This is a genomic window from Herbaspirillum huttiense (genome assembly GCF_004367745.1).
GTDB lineage: Bacteria > Pseudomonadota > Gammaproteobacteria > Burkholderiales > Burkholderiaceae_D > Herbaspirillum > Herbaspirillum huttiense.
Genome location: NZ_CP037993.1, coordinates 4,695,287 through 4,713,778, shown reverse-complemented (window position 1 = coordinate 4,713,778; position 18,492 = coordinate 4,695,287). Strand labels below are relative to the sequence as shown.

General features: G+C 59.1%; 11 protein-coding genes. 6 read left to right on the top strand and 5 right to left on the bottom strand.

Annotated features, from left to right (window positions below):
• Positions 1-47 precede the first annotated feature (47 nt).
• Together E2K99_RS21010 and E2K99_RS21005 are read left to right on the top strand one after the other, a co-directional pair.
• Positions 48-3,077, top strand: coding sequence for a type VI secretion system Vgr family protein (locus tag E2K99_RS21010; protein WP_240733781.1), 3,030 nt, complete (start codon positions 48-50; stop codon positions 3,075-3,077).
• A complete protein-coding gene (locus E2K99_RS21005) occupies positions 3,074-4,102 on the top strand; it encodes a formylglycine-generating enzyme family protein (protein WP_134223448.1) in 1,029 nt (342 codons plus the stop codon). The genes E2K99_RS21010 and E2K99_RS21005 overlap by 4 nt, the downstream gene beginning before the upstream one ends.
• 71 nt (positions 4,103-4,173) lie before the next feature.
• On the opposite strand, the gene E2K99_RS21000 is transcribed toward E2K99_RS21005, so the two are convergent.
• Complete coding sequence (locus E2K99_RS21000; protein WP_134223447.1) at positions 4,174-6,336, bottom strand: hypothetical protein; 2,163 nt, start codon at positions 6,334-6,336, stop codon at positions 4,174-4,176.
• Positions 6,337-6,751: 415 nt separating this feature from the next.
• Here E2K99_RS21000 and E2K99_RS20995 point away from each other — a divergent pair, with 415 nt between their 5' ends.
• The 4 genes from E2K99_RS20995 to tssA all read left to right on the top strand — a co-directional run bounded on the left by E2K99_RS20995 (position 6,752) and on the right by tssA (position 11,157).
• Positions 6,752-7,411 carry a putative type VI secretion system effector gene (locus E2K99_RS20995; RefSeq protein ID WP_205703712.1) on the top strand — a complete coding sequence of 220 codons (660 nt, stop codon included), beginning with the start codon at positions 6,752-6,754 and terminating at the stop codon, positions 7,409-7,411.
• Between the two features lie 283 nt (positions 7,412-7,694).
• Complete coding sequence (locus tag E2K99_RS20990) at positions 7,695-8,657, top strand: DUF6708 domain-containing protein (RefSeq protein WP_134223445.1); 963 nt, start codon at positions 7,695-7,697, stop codon at positions 8,655-8,657.
• Positions 8,654-9,559, top strand: coding sequence for a DUF6708 domain-containing protein (locus tag E2K99_RS25990; RefSeq protein ID WP_240733780.1), 906 nt, complete (start codon positions 8,654-8,656; stop codon positions 9,557-9,559). The genes E2K99_RS20990 and E2K99_RS25990 overlap by 4 nt, the downstream gene beginning before the upstream one ends.
• A 470-nt stretch (positions 9,560-10,029) precedes the next feature.
• Positions 10,030-11,157, top strand: coding sequence for a type VI secretion system protein TssA (gene tssA / locus E2K99_RS20980; RefSeq protein ID WP_134223444.1), 1,128 nt, complete (start codon positions 10,030-10,032; stop codon positions 11,155-11,157).
• Between the two features lie 92 nt (positions 11,158-11,249).
• Here the strand turns inward: tssA and E2K99_RS20975 are convergent, their stop codons facing one another.
• Genes E2K99_RS20975 through E2K99_RS20960 form a run of 4 tightly spaced genes read right to left on the bottom strand, consistent with a single transcriptional unit; the run spans position 11,250 to position 18,483 of the window.
• A complete protein-coding gene (locus tag E2K99_RS20975) occupies positions 11,250-12,056 on the bottom strand; it encodes an OmpA family protein (protein ID WP_121045734.1) in 807 nt (268 codons plus the stop codon).
• Positions 12,057-12,059: 3 nt separating this feature from the next.
• Positions 12,060-13,046, bottom strand: coding sequence for a type VI secretion system-associated protein TagF (gene tagF / locus E2K99_RS20970; protein WP_134223443.1), 987 nt, complete (start codon positions 13,044-13,046; stop codon positions 12,060-12,062).
• Positions 13,043-16,906, bottom strand: a complete 3,864-nt coding sequence (tssM, locus tag E2K99_RS20965; RefSeq protein WP_134223442.1) for a type VI secretion system membrane subunit TssM — start codon at positions 16,904-16,906, stop codon at positions 13,043-13,045. Before tssM ends, tagF begins: the two co-directional genes overlap by 4 nt.
• 29 nt (positions 16,907-16,935) lie before the next feature.
• Entirely contained in the window at positions 16,936-18,483 is a 1,548-nt protein-coding gene (locus E2K99_RS20960; RefSeq protein WP_134223441.1) for a hypothetical protein, read from the bottom strand.
• Between the last annotated feature and the right edge of the window lie 9 nt (positions 18,484-18,492).

Sequence of the window (18,492 nt, the reverse complement as noted above, 5' to 3'; positions counted from 1 at the left end):
CCGGCAGCGCCTGCTGCTGAGCTTGTCCGATCAACGGCGGGGCAATCATGATTGCCTCGGCCATCGCCGCCCTGGCGGGGGCGTGGAATCAATCCACGCGGGTGATGCGGCTGTACATGGCCGCAGGAGCGGAGCTGGGCGCGGAGACGCTGATGGCCGAGAAATTGCAGGCCGTCGAGCAGATCAGTGCGTTCCAGGATGAGCGTGGTGCGATGGATGGCAAGGCGGACATCGCCGGTTATCGCCTGCAGCTCTCCTGCCTCAGCCTGAACGCCGGCATTTCCCTGCGCAAGCTGCTGGGGCAGCCGGTGCTGGTTGAGCTGGATACCGATGGTGCGCCGCGCGCCTTCCATGGCCACGTCACCGACTGCCGGATGGAAGGCGCGAATGGCGGCATGGCGCGTTACGTGCTGACCATTGAGCCGTGGCTGGCCTTCCTGCGGCATCGGCGCGACAGTGCAGTATTTCAGGACATGACGGTGCCGGACATCATCGAATCCGTCTTCCGTGACTACCAGGGACAAGGCAAGCTGCAGCCCGCCTGGCGACTGGACTTGCAGGATGCCTCGGTCTACCCCAGGCGCAGTCTGGCGACGCAGTACCAGGAGCCCGATCTCGCTTTCGTCGAACGCCTGCTGGCCGAGGAAGGCCTGTTCTACTACATCGAGCACACCGGCGACCCGAGCAGCGCCAGCCTGGGAACGCACACTGTGGTCATCGCTGACCACAACGGCAGCTTCAAGCCCAATGCACGTGACCGGATCGCCTTCAGCCAGCCGGGAGCGGTGATGTCGCAGGACAGTATTGACCGCTGGCGCAGCGTGCGCCGCTGGCAGAGCAATGCGGTGGAGATCCTTACCTGGGACTACCGCCAGGCCGCAGTACGGGAGGCCAGCAGCATGAGCAGTACCGGTGGCGATGATGCCCACGGCAGCCAGGGCGAAACACCGGGCGGTCTGGTATTGACCCTGCGCGATGCGCCCGGCGTCTACGCCAACGAGAACCGTGCGCAGGCCGAACGCCAGGCGCGCAATCAGATGCAGGCCATCGAGGCGCGCAATGAAATCTTCACCGGCACGGGCACGGTGCGCAGTCTCAGGCCCGCGACCAGCTTTACCCTCACTGGTCACTACGACCATATCGGCGGTGCGGATGACCAGTTCGCGCTACTGCGGGTGGTTCACCAGGCCCATAACAATCTGAACGCGGATCTCAAGGCGGAGGCGATGCGTCTGCTGGGCGAAGCCGCACTGGACGAGGGTGCGGCTGCGGGGAGTCTGCTCGATGCCGCCTTGCAGCCTGCGCGCGGCGATGCGCGGCCGGTTTACCGCAATCGTTTCGAGGCGATTCGCAACAAGATTCCGTATCGTCCCCTGCTGACGGATGCTGAGGGCAAGCGTCTGCATCCCAAACCGGTGGCGAGCGGCCAGCAGACGGCGGTGGTGGTCGGCGCGCAGGGACAAGCGGTCCACACTGACCGCGATAACCGGGTCCGTGTGCAATTCCATTGGCAGCGCGGCGAGCGCAGCCACAGCGGCTTGAGTTCTCCGGCACCGGAAGGTCACGTTGGCGCGCCAGCCAATGAACAATCTGGCACCTGGGTTCGGGTGCTGGCGGGTATTGCGCCGACGGCGGGCGCCAATTGGGGTGGCCAGGCGGTGCCGCGCGTGGGGCAGGAAGTCCTGATCGACTTCATCGAAGGCGACATCGACCGTCCGGTGGTCATCGGCACGCTGTACAACGGTCGCGGGCAGGACAATGCCCAGGGCAACCAGGCCGGGCAGGGTGCAGGTGCGGCCACCGGCAATGCACCGGCGTGGTTCCCTGGCGATACGGACGGGCACCAGCATGCGGCGGTGCTCTCAGGTATCAAGACACAGGCATTGGGTGCCAGCCAGAGCGGCAGTGGCGCGTACAACCAATTGGTGTTTGACGATACCCCCGGCCAGTCGCGTGCCTCGCTGCAGCAACATGCGGATGGCCATGACGGTGCCAGCGAACTGAATCTTGGTCTGCTGCGCCAGCAGACCGACAATCAGCGCCTGGCTGCCACCGGTCAGGGCTTCGAGCTGAAAACCCGCTACAGTGCGGCCGTTCGCGGCGGTCAGGGATTGTTGTTGTCTACGGAGAAGAGTTCGGGGGCGCAGCTGGATGTGCGGGGTGCGCTTTCGCAGCTGGCGGACAGCGTCGATAAGCAGAAGCAATTGGCGGAGACCGCCCAGAAGCACAATGCCAAATTCGAGGGCGAGACGGAAGCAGGCAAGTTGCCCGCGGTGGAATCGCTGGCGGAGTCGGTCGAGGTGCTCAAGGCGAGTGCCACGGCTTCATCGGGCAATGGCAGCGGTGGTGAGGGCAGCGAAGCAAGCACAACTGGCGCGACCGCCTTCAGCGCTCCGCAGTTGCAGCTCTCCAGTCCGGCCGGCATCGCGGCGGCAACACCGGCCAGCGCGATTCTGGCAGCCGGGGTGAGCAGCAGCGTCACGGCGGGCAAGGACATCAACCAAATTGCGCAGGGCAATCTGCATCATCTGGCCAAGGCAGGGATCAGTCTTTTCACTTACGGCAAAGTCGGTGATGCCAGCAAGCCTGTTCAGGATGCCGGCATGGCGCTGCATGCTGCATCGGGCAAGGTCAGCGTGCAGAGCCAGGCGGGAAAGATGCTCATGACGGCGGCGAAGCAGGTGACGGTGGCCAGCGTGGGGCAGCATCTGCGGGTAGCGGCAAAGCAGCACGTGATGTTCACAGCCCAAGGAGCATGGATGAAAATTGAGGGCGGCAACATCGAAATTCACGGCCCTGGCGCAATGGAGTTCAAGGCCAGCGTGAAGGAATTGACCGGGCCAGTGGACGGGGCGGGTGAGCTACCGCGTATGCCGGAGGCCAAGCCTGCGTATCATGAGGCTTTTCGTGTGATTGACAAGGAAACTGGCGAACCAGTGAGCTATACCCCTTATCGCATTGAAAATGCCAAAGGTGAGGTGATTGCCAGCGGTATTACGGATGAGGCAGGAAATACCGTGCGGTCCTTTACCAAGGGCATTGAGGAACTCAAGATATTTCTCGGAGACGAAGCTTGATCCGGCTTGGCCAGTACTGGTCGGTTTGTCGCGTTCATCAGTTCAAGGAATTCATTAGTATGTCAAGCATGTACCCCTACCAGGAATCCCGCAAAGCCGCAGCCAAGTGGCGTCATATCTTGCTGATGCCGCTGCTGCTCTCTGGGATTGCCGGCTGCAATGCAGGTGCCGCAAGCGAGCAGGCAGCGGCGACGGCCAAACTGGTTGAAAGTTCGCGCCGGAGTTTGCTTCCGGTCAAAGGGGGGGAATTTCAGATGGGTGATTTTGGTGAAATTCATTCTGAAGAAAAGTTGCCCTACACCGGCGAAGCCAATGCCCAGCCTCTGCACAAAGTCCGGCTGGCAGATTTTTTCATGCTCAAGTGGCGAGTCACTAACGACGAGTACAACGTCTTTGCCGCGCAGAAGAACATGAGAAAGGTCAACGACCCCAAAGCCGATCCGACTTCCGAAAGAATCGCCGCACTCAAGGATAGCGGCCGTTTTCCGGCGTTGGTCACCTGGGATGAGGCGCAGGCCTATTGTGGTTGGCTGGGTCAGCAGCTTGGGAAGAAAATGCAATTGCCCACCGAGGCGCAGTGGGAATACGCGGCGCGGGACGGCGGAAAATTTTATATCTTTGCAACCAATGACGGCTCTTTCCGGGAAGGCGATAACGTGCTTTCGTCTGATCAGATCGAGGCCATGAGCCAAGACCCATTTTTCCCTGTGCCGGTAGGAAGTACCCCTGCCAATTCGCTTGGGTTGGGGGACTTTGCCAAGAATGGGTACGAGTGGGTCAGTGACTGGTATGGAGAAGATTACTACGCCCATTCAGCCGTCAACGATCCCGCAGGCCCCTCATCGGGCCTCCTGCGAGTGGTGCGCAGTGTTCCCAATAGCAATCCGCGCCCTGCTCTGACCATGCAACGCACCGCAAGACGGGCCGACGGTATCGACGAAAAAATGACCAAATTGTGGAAGGAAAGCGGCTTCAAGCCTCCTGTGGCTGGCTATAGTTTCCGCTGCGCTGGGTTGGCACAATAAAACCGATGACTGCGCGTTGATCGTCCGCATATCATCTTCGGAAACAGCACGGCCAGATGATGCCGGGGGTATCAGGCGTACATGGTCTTGTCTTCATCCGGCCCGATATGCATCGGGTCGATCTGGTTGATCGGCTCAACCTGAGCCAGCATCGTGAAATTGGGATTGTCTCCACGCAAAAAGTCGTAGCGCGGAGAGTCATTCATGGCCACCGCATAGCCGCGTGAGGGTTGACGCTTCAAGCGACGCTCGATGGCGTCCAGTTCGTCATCCATATCGTTCACCCCCAATTGCAGAAAACGCTTGAGATGCGAGCGAGTGTCTTCGGTTGTCTTGGTGCCACGGGCGGTAAGGTGTTGCAGCACATTCTGGAAATCTGCCAGCGTCTGGGTCCAGCTCAAAATCAACAGAACGGCTTTTTTTCGCTGGTGGTAAGCATCCAAACCGATGTAATTGCCGTTGTCCAGCCAATCTGCCTTGCCGTGCCGCGTTAGCTGGTAGAGAAGCATGCCTTTTGCTTCGGGCGTCGAGATTCTGAGCATCTTGGGATTGCTCAGCACATTGGCCGCCAGTGCATTTCGGCGTTCCGACGCTTCGAAATTTTTTATCACGGCATCGACATAGGCCTGGATTTGGGTCAAATCATCCAATAGGAATTTGGCTGCGTTCTGGCCGCTTTGGATCACGAGGAACTGGATATCCGTGATTGCCGCAAATGCTTCCCTGCGGATGAATGCCAACACTTCATAATTGGCGTGATAAAGCTGATAGAAGACCCAGACCATGAATTCGCCTATCAGCCGGGCGTCGACTTCGAACTTGATCTTTCCCTTTGCCCCTACACCGACGCAGAGGCTGGCTGACATGAGGAAACGAAATTTGCCGTCAATGTAGGTCAATTCCAGCTTGGCGCTGATACCCGCGCCCGCCATGGCACTGACGCCCGGGGCGATCTTTGCGAAATCCTTGAATTTTTGCGCTTTGTCTTCAGGGTTAAGCCATTGAATAGCACCGCTGACATCGGCGTCAGCTTTGGCCCCGGCAAAAACGCCCAGTTCTGCTTTGGCGGGCGTGATTTCAGTGTCACGTCCAGCTATCTGGACTCCTTCATCGTTCACCGAGAAGAGCCTGCGATTTGGCGGTGGAACTCCGCGAAGCCCGATTTTCTTTGGCTCTATCTTGAGCTCGCAGCCCAGTTCTGCCACGGCGCTCGCACCCACGATTCCGGACAGAGAGATGCCGAACTCTGCTCGAACTGCACCTAGCGGATAGGTCTTGCCGTCGCTGGCACTGAACTGCCACACCCATCCCAAGCGATGAGGCGCGAAGAGCTTCATCGCCCCCTTTGCTTCAGCAAGCGCGAAATCTGCCTTCGCTTCTGCCTTCAGCCCAATCTTGCCCTCAGTGGGTTCCCATTCCGTCGAAGCGCCCACCCCCGCCATGTATCGCATCAGCTGTGCCTGCCCTGAAAGGTCGACATGGTTGCTTGCATAGGACACCTTCAGGTTGGCGTTCCATTTTTCGGCCCAATCACCCAATACGCCAGTGACGGCATGTTCGTCGAAATTGTAAAAATCGGCCTTGATCTTGGGCTTGATGGTGCGGAGCTGTTCGGTCAGCTTTTCCTTGTCGATCTTATATTTGCCGTTGGCGTCTTTCTTCAGTGCGCTCTTGTGGCCGGATTGGGTATCTTTCTTTGACGTAAGTGAGTAGGTGCGCCAGTGCGGCTTGATTCGTTCTGGGACGACATAGGTCATCTTCCGGCCGTACTGCGCCTGACGCTGCCCCGACGGCGTACGACTGCCTCGCCCGTCTCCCTTCAACTGCCGAATGGGGATAAGTTCGACGATGGCCGTTCCGCCATTGCTGATGTCAGTCAGCTTGCTGATCTTCTCTCGAAGGGCGTCGTTGGCTTTTTTGACTTGCTGTTCCGCGGTGGTCACGGCCTTTTCTACATTGGCCTTCGCAATAGGATCGGAACCTTTGAAGTTTCCAAAAGCGGCGATCGCCTGGCTCAGTCCGATATTGGCCTGCTGGAAGTCGTCGACCGCCTTGCACATGGCTTTGCCATGGTTCTCGAACGCCAGCGCCTCCGACCTGGGGACAAGCAGCAACTCGCCCGTCTCGGGGCGGAAGTAGAGTTCCGTCGCGTTATAGTGGACGTCTACTTTGCTGTCATGCTGGGTATTTGTTTTTGCTTTGCCAGCGGGCACCGGCTTTTCGTTATCGGACATCGCTATCGCTCTCTGCAGATGAGGATGATGATGGGGCAGCAAGGATGGTGATTGCTGAGCAATACAGTCTGCCTGAGACAAATTGATGACGGCCAGGTTCCTTTGTATTGGAATCTATCAGCCAGAAGACCAGAAATGCGGTCGGTGACATAACAGGGAGTCGACGTCAGGTGAGAGAGCCTGCGCCCCCTTTTTCTTGCGTCACAAGCTCATCATTGATAATTCTGAGCCTGACTTTTGCATGAGCTATCTTTCGGTGCGCAAACAATTTTCTTGTAATTATCGATGACGCGCTCGAAACCTAGTCTTCACTTTCCTTATTCGGCATAAATAGAACGGCAAATTCTTCATACGGTGAAATATCTGTACAGCGAAAAGAGCTTGAAAAATCGCTTATTGAGACTGGGGTACTTTAATGACTTCTTTTTTAAGAATGAAAACTGATGAAGACCTGCTTATGGTAAGCGGTGTCATTAAAAATTACGAATGTAACCGAGCTGAGGCCAGCTTCGTACTTACAAGAAACGATCAACGTGTAATGGAGATGTCTGCCGTGGCAAACGCCTTTGCTGGCATGGGTGGCGTAGCGACATCCCAGATGGCGAATGCCTCTAATATTGAAGAGGTGGCAGATTATCTTTCATTTGACATTGATGGAGAAAAGTATAAAGGGTGGGTGTGGAGAAGCCCCTTTGCAGAAGGGGATATGGCTGGTGTCATTTATCGCCGAACAATTAATGGCAAAGAGTTGGTCGCGATAGCACGGCCTTCCGACAGGATGATTGCTCTTTATCCGCATTGTAGTCGTGGTGTTTTGGCGCACTGGAGATCAGTGTTGAATGCATGGCTGATATGGGTTGTTTTCCTGATTTCTATAGTTGTTTTTACTTGTCTGGGATTCATCCTGGGATTTACTGCAGAAATATTTCTGGATATGACTAATTACTTCATATTGGCCTTTTTGATCATTTTCTTCTCAGCATTCACTATCAACATGGGATTTAAATTATTACCATTTGCGCGTCGCAGAACGTGTTTTTGCAGCGTTGGGCTGGGGAAATCCATCACGAATTGACTTAAAGAAGTCATCAAAAGGAAAGAGAAAAGACGGTGATCCCGGGGAGTATGGAACCTTCTATTTTCGATATTGACTGAGAGTCTTCGCCATCTGCATGAGATCGTTGTGCGAATTCGTTTCTTCGTATCTTCTGGGCATGTCAACCAGATACCACGTTGGCAAGTCACCTTAAACAGATTAAAAAATGACGACTGAAAAGTGCCGTGATCACATTCAATTTCTTTCCTGATGCCACCAATAGTGAGGATTGCCTGGCTAGTACGTTGGTAGCGGAGGAAGTGTGACAACAAGTAATACAAGCCGATTTAATCCGAAAAATCCTCTTTGGTATGAGGACCTCCCTAAGCGCGATTCAGGAATTGACTTTAATGAGCGCTTGGATAGCCCGCTCCTTGATGAGGATCTGAATCACGTAGATGAAAATTACCTGGAGATTTCACGTACATCGTCTGTTATCAGGGGACTAGGTATCTTAGTAGGAGGATTGTTTCTTCTGAGTGTTATTGGCGTATTTATCCCTCTTCTTATTAAGTTGAGGGATGTTTATTTCAACCTCATTCCAGTGCTTGGACTTATTTTTTGCGTCATGCTGGTTGGCGGTATCGTGGCAGCGAGCGTATTCGCTCTGCACGACTGTCGGCTTCCGAGAGACACGCCGATCCGGTTCAATCGGAACACCAGAAAAATATACGTCTACGAATATACGGCCTCATTGCAACGCCTGAAGCGCTGGCGAACGGAAATCAAGATCTATGACTGGGATCAGATCGAGGCGGAGATTGCCAAGTCTTCAGCATTTACCGGGAAGACTTACTCCGTTCGGCATGAGTTGGTGCTGGTGATCTGTAAACCAGCAACCAACGAGGTCATTGACCGTATTTCACTCAAGGGTAATGACGTTGGTGTCGAGACCCTGTATCAATTGTGGTCCTATGTCCGCCGGTTCATGGCCTGCGGCCCGTCCCGTACTCCAGCGCTGATGACACGTGAGCAGAGTGTCGGCTTCGTCAAGAGCCTGTTTCATTTCATGCCCTACCTTTCCCCAACCGAGGAGGGCCGGCGCTTCCGCAGCAAGATGCGGTGGCTGGACTATCCGATCATTTTCCTGACGATCTGGTTTTTCTGGATCTGGCTGCCTCTTGGACTTTGCCATTACGTTGCAATGAAGTGTGCTCCAGAGCCGCGTTGGCCTGCAGAAGTGGATGAAGAGAGTCGGCGTGGGAAACAGAAAATTCTTTCATGAGTACATCGCGGTTTAATCCACCGAATTCCCTCTGGGATGAGGACCTCCCGGCCCGAGCGGCGATGGCGGAGGAAGAAGTTTCTGTCATGGCTTTGCAAGAGGATGTGATCGGTGTCGATCAAGATAAACTGGATATTTCTCGCGCATCCTCCACTCTGCGAGGTGGTTTCATTTTTATCGGAATGGCGGTCTTGCTGATACTGTGCTGGTTCGCGCCACATGTCTTCACGTCTATCTTCACGCCCCCGAGATCTGCATTGGTGATAACGATCTTGACGATTCAGAACATCGCCCTCGCCGGCTACAGCCTGTTCCTGATCTGGCTGGACTGTCGAATTCCACGTGATCTTCCTGTACGTTTTGACCGTCGTGCTGGAAAGATTTACGTACGGGATTTCAGCCTCAGTCTCAATCCTTTCGCACACCGAAAACTTCTGCTGAAGACTTTCGACTGGACGGACATCGAGGCCGAGTTGACCAAACAGGCCGGATTCAACGGCAAGGTCTATATGGTGAGATACGCCTTGGTATTGGTAGTTTGCCGACCAAGAACCACGGAGGTGCTTGAGCGGATCACCCTCAGAGGTAACGACATTGCAACCCAAGGCTTGGAGTCTATCTGGTCCTATGTGCGAAGGTACATGGAGCAAGGCCCATCCAATCTGCCGACGCTACATGTGCGTGAGCGGCGGATTTCCTTGTTGAATAGCCTGTTCTTTTACATGCCCTATCTCGCTCCGGGAGAAGAAGGGCGGTGCTATCGTCGCCATATGGGCGCGGTAGAGTTGATTCTCGCGTTTCTGATGATCTGGTTCTTCTGGATTTGGCTGCCGTTAGGGCTGTGCTACTACGTTGCAATGAGGTGTGCTCCAGAGTCAAGTTGGCCGGAAGGCTTTGATTGATGGGATCGCTGTGAAAAATTGAGCCATCGTTCTTTGCACAACTAAGGTTCTGTAGAGGCCGGTTTGGGAATCTGAAGAGTCCTGATTGACCGGTTAGACGGCGAAGAAATGTCCAGCCAGAGAGGAACAGTTGTGAATGAGGATTTGTAGATGAGCAGCACCCGGTCCCGTTTTAATCCGATCAATCAACATTGGTTCGAGGATTTACCAGACCTGCAGGCAGACTTCGGTCGCGATTTTGATTTCACGCGGCTCCTCTCGCAATGATCAGCATGGGGGGCAGGAGCATTTGAGATTGTCTCTCTCTGCTCATCGTCCCGCACAATTTTTCGTTTATTGCCTCGTCCCCGCGAACACCCGCCCCCAACCCTTGTCCAACCCCCTCCAAGGCCCGTCACTTCCAGCACGCGCATGCTGAAACAACGGGGATCATCATGACAAGAAAATAACTGATCGGGATCGCATCGACCATGAAACTGCCCACCCTGAAATCCTTGCTCGGCGTCAAGCCACCCACCTCTGCCGTCGACCCGCTGCTCAAGCCCATCAATGACAACCATCCCGGCGGCGAAGACCTCTCCTTCACCGCCGACCTGGACGCCATTGCCGAGGCACGCCGCTTCGATGATCCGACCCTGGACCAGGGCGAATGGGTCACCGACATCAAGGAAGCCGACTGGATCTTCGTCGAGCAGCGCTGCGCCCAGCTCATCGAAACCCGCAGCAAGGACCTGCGCCTGGCCGTCTGGTACAGCGAAGCCGCCTGCAAGACGCGCGGCCTGCGCGGTCTGGGGGATGGGTTCCTGCTCGTGGCCGGGCTGTTTGACCAGTTCTGGGATCATCTCTATCCGCTGTCGGAAGACGGCGACCACGACCGCCGTGTCGGTAACCTGACCTGGCTGCTGTCGCGCTCGGTGCAGATGTCGCGCGAAATCCCCCTGACTGAAGGCCGCGGCAGCGCCTTCTCCCTGCTCGACTTCGACGCCGCCCGCACCCGCGCGGCCAATGCTGAACGGATCGCCAACGAAGGCGGCCAGCCGGAAGAGGGCGTCAAGCTGGCCGTCATGGAATCGGCTCGCAAGCGCAGCTCACATGCCTTCTATGAAGCCATGCTGGCCGATACCCAGTACTGCCTGCAATGCCTGGAACAACTGGAAAAATCCGTGGATCAGCGCCTCGGTGTCGATGGTCCCGGCTTCTCCTCCGCCCGCGAGGCGATCACCCTGGTGCACGACACCATCGCCCGCTTCGCAGCCGATACCGGCCTGCGTTCGGTAGCTCCTGCAGAGATCGCCGTGGCCGATGAAAATACGGCTGCAGTGGCCGCGCAATTGAGTGAGCAAGGCAGCCCTGTTGCAGCGCTGGTCCAGCATCAGGGACCGATCCGCACGCGTGCCGAAGCCATTGCCCAACTGCGCGCCGTGGCAGAGTTCTTCCGCCGCACCGAGCCCCACAGCCCGGTCGCGCACCTGGCCGACAAGGCCGCACAATGGGGTGAGATGCCCTTGCACGCCTGGCTCAAAACCGTCATCAAGGACAACGCCGCACTGTCCCACGTCGAAGAACTGCTGGGATTGCAACCGCCGCCACAGGACTGAACATCGCCTGGCGACGCGCCCAAAGAAAAAAGGAACCGCAAAACAAGCGGTTCCTTTTTTTCATGCCGGGCGAGATTCGCCTGCGTCTTGTCTTACTTGGCAATACGGAATTCGATCCGTCGATTCTTGGCACGCCCTTCAGCCGTATTGTTGGAAGCGACCGGACGATCCGGACCCTGGCCCGAGGTCGTCAGCAGACTTTCATCGACCCCCTTGGCACTCAGGTAGGCCTTGACCGCATCAGCCCGGGCCAGCGACAGCGAGATGTTGCTGGCGCGCAGGCCTTCATTGTCGGTGTTGCCGATGATTTCCACGTGCCGGCCCTTGAGCTTGAGCATGGTCGCAGCGATCTCATCGAGGATGCGTTTGCCTTCGGGCGTCAGGGTGGCCTGTCCGCTTTCGAAGGCCACCACCCGGTTGGCCAGGGCGTTGTCCAGCAGACCCTGTTCCGAAGTGGAAACCCGCAAGCCATTGTTCACGGTATAGGAAGAATTGAGGCTGCTGGCCATGTCGCTGGCGATCTGCTGACGCTGCGCCTCATTGGACACTTCGCCCGAAATGCTGACGCTGGTGCCATCGATCTTCAACTGTCCACGGCTGACTGCCTTGAGGTTGGGCGAAATCAGCTTCTGCACGTGATTGTTCCAGTTGGCCGGCAGCACCACCTGGCCGACCGCAATCTGATCCACCACGCGGTCAGCGCCATAGACTTCGCGCAGGCGCGCCAGCGCGGCCGCCTTGCTGGCTTCATCGGGGACGGTGCCGGTCACCAGTACCTGGCCCGGTGCAGGCGTGGCGACCGGCGGCGCAACGTTCTGTGCATGAACGACTGAGCAGGCGAGCCAGGCCGCGCTCAACAGTGCCAGCCGGCGGGTTTGGGAAAGAATGTTCGTCTTCAAGATTCAGGCTCCGATGAAAGCTTCGCGGAATGAGGCCAGGGCCGAGGTCAGCGAGAGGTCGGGATGGGCCAGGTAGCTGGACAGTTTCTGGATGCCGTAGTCGCTGCCCACATGTTCTTCCACCCAGTCGGCATCGTCGAAGGGGATGTTGTGCTCGGCACCGGCCTGGATGTCCATCACCGAATGCAAGGTGCGCGGCGAAGCGCCCGAAAAGCCGAGGAACATGGTCGGCTGATCATCCAGCCGCGTCAGGAACAGCGCCAGCTCGAAATCGGCCCGGGTGAGGAAGGGCGTGATCAGGTGCATCCAGAAACTGGCCACCAGGCTGCGATACATCGGGTCGCGCGGCAGCGGCAGGATCAGGTTCTTGTCCAGACGACTGGAGGTGCTGGCCATGACCGGCTGCAGCAGCAGCCCCAGCGCCAGCAACAACTGGCGCAGATTGCCGGTGAAGCCGGCCTCGGCCAGCATCTGTTGCAGCGAGCCCGTGGTCTGCAGATCCAGGAAGTCGGCAAAGGCCGCTGTGTAGCCGGCGCTGTTGATGTCCAGTTCCAGCGTGGTCGAGGCCAGGGTCTGCAGCGGCTGGGCCGGATCGGGTGCGGTCAGTACGCTTTGCGTGAGCGATTCCAGCCGCGACCAGAGACGCGAGAGGATCAGCGGACTGTTGCTGACGAAAGCGACCGGATCCTCGATATCGAAGGCGCTCATCGAAATGAACGGGAAGCGGCGCTGCGACTGGTCGCCGCTGGCACGCAGGTGGCCCGCCACGGCACGGCGGCTGCGTGGTCCCATGACCACGAAGTGCAGCGGCTTGACGCCGTCGTAGATGATCTTCCAGCGCGCATCGCGCGACAGCAGCTCCATGGTCTGCGCCAGCCAGTTGTCCAGCAGCGTGATCAGAGCGGCGTTGTCAGTGGCCTTGATGAAATCCCCGCGCGCCGGAATCTTGCCGAAATAGCCGATCTTGATGGGGGTGCCGGTTGCACTCATTGCTTAGCCCCTGTAGTCATGGATTGAGTTTGCGATTGCACTTGCGCTGCCGGAGCGCCAGCGGGCGCAGTGGCCGGCGCTGGCGTCGGGACCTGCGCCGGGGCAGGCGTCGGCGCTTCCGGTGCGCCGCCAGCGATGGTTTCCGGTAGTTTCAGGCCACGCAGAGCGGCCGTGCCGCGGGCGGCACCGTTGCTGTTGCCGGAGACTTCGGCGCTGCTGATGATCTTGAGGTTCACCACCACCGTCACGCCGTCATTGGTCCACGACAGCTCGAAGGCACCATTGTCCTTGCGCTTGCGCTGGGCCGTGTTGATCAGGCGTTCCAGGCCGAAGCGTCCGGGCTGGTTGGCCACTTCCACCGTGCGGCCGTCATAGGTCACGGCCGTCACCTTGGCACCCGGAGCGCCTTGCGGATTGGGCCACACGAAGTTGGTCCACTGCGCCTGGGTGTTGCGGTAGCGCAGTTGCTGGCCATCGATCTCGATGGTGTATTCCAGAGCGCCCGGTGCCGGCTGGGGCTGGATCTGGAAAACCGTCTGCGCTTCTGCAGCACCGCCACCCGCACCAGCACCGCCCGGGGCGCTGATCCAGTCGGCGAAGCTGGTGGTGATGGCCGGCGACAGGGTGATGCCCATGTCGGCCCACTTGCGCGGCGACAGCGTATCGCCCCGGCGCACCACCAGCGGACCCATGGCCGTGGTCACGAACTTGGAGATCGCACCGTTCTCGCCAAACACCGTTCCGATCTCGCCGCTGTTGGCTTCGATCTTGGAATTGGGCGAGAACGGATACTTGGCGGCCAGGTTGTTCTGGAACGGTTCGTACACCTGAGCACGCCAGATCTTGTTGACTTCGCCTTCGGTCGGACGCACCAGTGCATTGAAGCCCTGCACCAGCGGACGGACCAGCAACGGGCGCAGCGTGGTCTTCTGCTGGTCGTTCAGGCCGGGCAGCATCTCTTCATCGACGAACTTGAGCGAGTCCGACAGTTCCGAGCCATTGCCTTCCAGCGTCTGCTGCATCAGCTGCTTGGCACCGGGGCCGGTGTCGCCCTGGTTCTTGATGGTGTTCAGGCGGGTACGCAGCTTGGAGAGATTCTCCATGTAGCCGCGCATGAGCGAATTGCCCTTGTCCTTGCTCACCACCAGGCGTGCCACGCCGGCGAATTCGCGCCCCACCGGTCCCATCGGGATGGCGGTGCTGCCGTCGGTATTGAGCTGGGTCGGTACCGGGGCCGGCGAGCGGCGCAGGATGGTTTCCTTGAACCAGCCCATGAAGCCCTTGCTGGCGTTGGCCAGACCGGCATCGACCAGGGACGGGTTATCCCACGAGGTTTCGTCGTAGACGGTGTTGATCACCTTGTTGAGCGGCGAGGTCAGCGGGTCGCCCAGACGGTTCATGGCATTGGTGGCGTCGTCCAGGTTGCGCAGTTCGACGATGCTCACGCCCTGCAGGAATTTCTGCCACTCGCGTGCATATTCGGTCTTGTACTGCGACACCAGCGCCTTCTGGATCTGCTCGGGACTGCCTTCCAGCGTCAGGTCATCCTTGGTGGAGGTTTTGAGCACCCAGTCGGCGCTCTGCAGTTCCTTGTTGGCCGCTTCCTTGAAGGCATCCTGCACGAACTTCTCCCATGCATCGCGGGTGAAGGTGCCGGGGATGGCGTAGCTGCCCATGACCAGTTCCTTGTCCTTGTCGCCGACGATGCGGGCCACGGTCATGGAAGCGAAGCGGGTGGCGGCGCGTGCCTTCACATCGGCATACACGCGTTCACGCGCCGGCATGCCACGCACCACGCGGCGCAGGTTCTCTCGGGTCTGGTCGACCAGGGTCAGCTTGCTTTCCACGGTCGGCCAGGACGGATCATTGATCTGCTCCAGCGAGAAGCTGATCAGGCGTTCGGCGCTGCGGATCATCTGCTCGCGCGGCATGGTGCCGCGGTTGGTCTCCAGCCAGCCGCGCCAGAAGCGGGTGATCTGGTCGCTCAGATGGCTGGATTCGGCACGCGACTTGTCAGACAGCATCAGGTAGGTCTTGAGCGCGTTGTAGGCATCTTCCACGCTGGTGGCCGAGCTGTCCTTGTAGGTGCGCAGGGCATTGGCCGCCTGGGCCGCATTGTCGGCCACCGTCGTCACGCCTCCGGCTTGTGGCGGCTTGGCCATCGGTTCCAGCTTGCCGGAATTGGCGTTGACTTCCATCAGGTAGGTTTCGATGTTGGAGGACACCGGCTTCAACATGATTTCCTTGATGCCGGCAAAGTATTCCTCACGCAGCTTGCGCTCCAGCAGATCGCCCTGGTACAGCCCCAGGCCGACCGAGATCGGGCGGCTGGAACGATAGCGATCCAGCTGCTCGATGCGATCCTGCAGGATCTCCAGCGCTTCGAAGCGCGATTGCAGGTCCAGGCGCTTTTCCTGCAGCTTGACGGCCTTGTCCATGTCGGCCTGCACATTGGCCACCAGCTGGCGATTGCCCATGTAGGACCAGCTCCAGCCGCCCAGCAATGCCCCCAATACGGTCACCGCCGCGAAGAAGGTGACGTAGCGCATGCGGATCTTGTTGCGGCTGGTGTACTGCGCCACCAGCTGCTTGTCCGCGAAGATCACCTGCTTGAACAGGTTGTGCAGGAAGAAACCGTGCTGGGAGAAGATCTCGCGCTGCGGCTTGTGTTCGAGGGTCAGGCCGAAGCGATCGGCGATGCGTTGCGAAGAGGCGCTGACGGTCGCGCCTTCCTGCAGCGCGCTGGTGAAGTAAAAGCCGCGGAAGACCGGCTTGAACTGGAAGGGATTCTCCTCGAACAGCGTGGTCACGAAGGAACGCAGCACACCCTTGATGGACGAGAACTCCAGCGGGAAGGTCAGTACGCCCGGTGCCAGGTTTTCGCCGCGCTTGACGGACATGTTGGCCAGGCTCATTTCCTTGAGGCCGGCATAGAGCTCGTCGAAGCGCTCGTCAAAGAAGCTGCTGACCTCCTGTCCGCTGCGCTTGCGGTCATAGGCGAGCGTCGCGCCCCAGACGCGATCGCGTTCGCCGCGTTCGGTGTCGAGGAAGAATTCGTTGAAGCCGGTGATCAGGTCGGCCTTGGTGAAGACCACATAGACCGGCGCAAACACTTCCAGCTTCTCGGTCAGCTCCTGCACGCGCTGGCGCAGGTTCTTGGCCAGGTTGATGGCGAATTCCGGACGGTTGCCGGTCAGCTCTGCGATGCTCACCGCAATGATGATGCCGTTGATCGGTGCCTGCTTGCGATAGCGCTTGAGCAGGCCGAGGAAGCTGAACCATTCATTTCGGTCTTCTTCGTACACCGAGTATCGCCCGGCAGTATCGAGCAGGATGCCGTCGGTGGTGAAGAACCAGTCACAATTGCGTGTACCCCCCACCCCATGGACGATCTTGCCGCCCTTGTCCGCAAAGGGGAACTGCAGGCCGGAGTTGGCGATGGCGGTACTCTTGCCGGCCGCCGGGTTGCCGATGACCATGTACCAGGGCAATTCATACAGTGCGGCGGCACCGGATTTCTGTCCCAGCTTGGACGTCTTGATGGTGTTGATCGCGTCCAGCATGCGCTGGCGCAGCGCATTCACGTCATCACGCCGCGCGCCGTCGCTGCTGGCGGGGGCGGCTTGCGAGGCTTGTTGTTCCAGCACGTTTTCCAGCTTGCCGGCGGCGCGCCGGACTTTCCAGCGCTTGTAGAGCCAGAACCCCAGCCAGACCAGCAACAGCAGGCCGAGCAGGGCTGCCGCCCAGATCAGGGCCACTTCGAGCTGGTCGGCACCGATGAAGAGGAAGGCCGCCAGGGCGGCGAAGCCGAGGAGGATGAGGACGCGCGTGTCGCTGAGGATGTGCCAGAGTCGTTGCATGATGTGAGCGCTTTGGTGTGGAGTTCTTGTTATACGGTCGCTGAAGCAGTGACGGGAGATGCCGGGGTTGCGGTGGATGCAGCTGAATCGGAAACGGGGGCCGGCGCCGCCGCAATCGCGGGCGCGCGGCTGAGGGCGACTACGGCGCGCTGATGTGCGTCCTCGTTGCAGACGCACAGGCTGGGCTGATCGCTGTCGTCGGTGGCGGCGTGCGCCAGCACCAGTGCCGACAGCGCCGTGGCCAGGCCAGCCGAACCGCAGCTGGCACCCAGCTTCACGCACTGGCTGCCGAGGTCGAGTTCGGGCAGCACGGCGTAGCCCAGCTTCATGATTTCATCGGTGCGGCTGGCTCGGTAATCGCCATCACTGACCAGCAGCGCGAGTTGATCGGGCACGATCGCCGCATCGCGCAGCGCGCCCTGCGCCAGCTGGATCAGCAGGTCGCCCGGTACGCGGCGTGCCTGGTCGACGGACTGTTCGTGACGGCCCAGGCTGGCCCGGTGCAGCAGTACCGGATCAGCAGTACCCATGGCCAGTGCCTGGGTGGTATCGGCCAGGATCAGTCCGGCTGCAGCTTCTGCCGGGGATTTGCCGATGCTCTGTGCGCCTTGCAGCAATTGCTTGTCCTGCTGCCACGCTTGCACGATCTCCGGATCCAGATTGGACTGGGCCGCAATGACCATGGCGAGGTAGGACGAGGCAAGGTAAGGGGAGGGCTGCTGCGTACGCGGATCGCGGCTGGTCGCCACAAGACGGTCCAGATGTAGCAGGGGATGCGCATTTTCACCGGCGGCGGCCGGCAGGACGTTGAGCTTTTCCGGTGGCCAGCCTTGCTGGCAGACTTGTTCACCCAGCCAGCGGGCGGCCTGCATGCGTTGCTCGCTGCTCCAGGTGGTGGGCAGCAGCACCAGCAGATGCAGATGCGGCAAGCCGACTTCCTCCTGGCGATGGCGCGGCGCGTCTTGATATTCTTCCAGCAGGGGATGCCACTGCAGCCGATCTCCCAGCTCCCGGGCGATGTCTGCGGCCAGCGCCAGGCTGCGCCAGTGTGCATTGTCCTGTGGTGTCAGCGCCTGCTCGGGGAAATGCTGCTGCTGCCAGGCCTGGTAGATTTCGCGTGTTTCTTCACCTTGAACATCGGAAATGCGCCCGGCGAGTATGGGCATGCCCTGATCGTTCACCAATTCGCCATCCAGGGGCAGGCGCACCGATTGTGACTTGATCTGTTCGAGCAGGCCGGCGGCATCCGCGCCGAAGGGCGAGCGCAGGGCGGTGGCCACGATGGCCAGGGTCCATTTGCGTTCGGGGGAATGGCCGGGTTCGGTCGCGGCTGCTGCCGGGGGCGGTGCGGCGGCTGCAGCGGTGGCCTTGGCAGCAGCGGCTGCGGCCATGGCGCTTCTGCCCTTGGCAATGCCCCATACCAGCAAAAGGAAGACGGCCGGCAGCACCAGCAGATAGAGAATGACGTCACCGCCATCCGGCATGTGGTTGGCACCGGACCAATAGGTGATGAACATCACCCAGGTGACCAAGAAGACTGCGACGGTCAACAGACCCCGCTTTATCCATGTGCTCATCAGCGTTCG

Bases quoted from the DNA above. Each gene is read 5' to 3' on its own strand.
- E2K99_RS21010 (WP_240733781.1), top strand. From the start codon at position 48: ATGATTGCCTCGGCCATCGCCGCCCTGGCGGGGGCGTGGAATCAATCC.
- E2K99_RS21000 (WP_134223447.1), bottom strand. From the start codon at position 6,336: ATGTCCGATAACGAAAAGCCGGTGCCCGCTGGCAAAGCAAAAACAAAT.
- E2K99_RS20995 (WP_205703712.1), top strand. From the start codon at position 6,752: ATGACTTCTTTTTTAAGAATGAAAACTGATGAAGACCTGCTTATGGTA.
- E2K99_RS25990 (WP_240733780.1), top strand. From the start codon at position 8,654: ATGAGTACATCGCGGTTTAATCCACCGAATTCCCTCTGGGATGAGGAC.
- tssA (WP_134223444.1), top strand. From the start codon at position 10,030: ATGAAACTGCCCACCCTGAAATCCTTGCTCGGCGTCAAGCCACCCACC.
- tagF (WP_134223443.1), bottom strand. From the start codon at position 13,046: ATGAGTGCAACCGGCACCCCCATCAAGATCGGCTATTTCGGCAAGATT.
- tssM (WP_134223442.1), bottom strand. From the start codon at position 16,906: ATGCAACGACTCTGGCACATCCTCAGCGACACGCGCGTCCTCATCCTC.
- E2K99_RS20960 (WP_134223441.1), bottom strand. From the start codon at position 18,483: ATGAGCACATGGATAAAGCGGGGTCTGTTGACCGTCGCAGTCTTCTTG.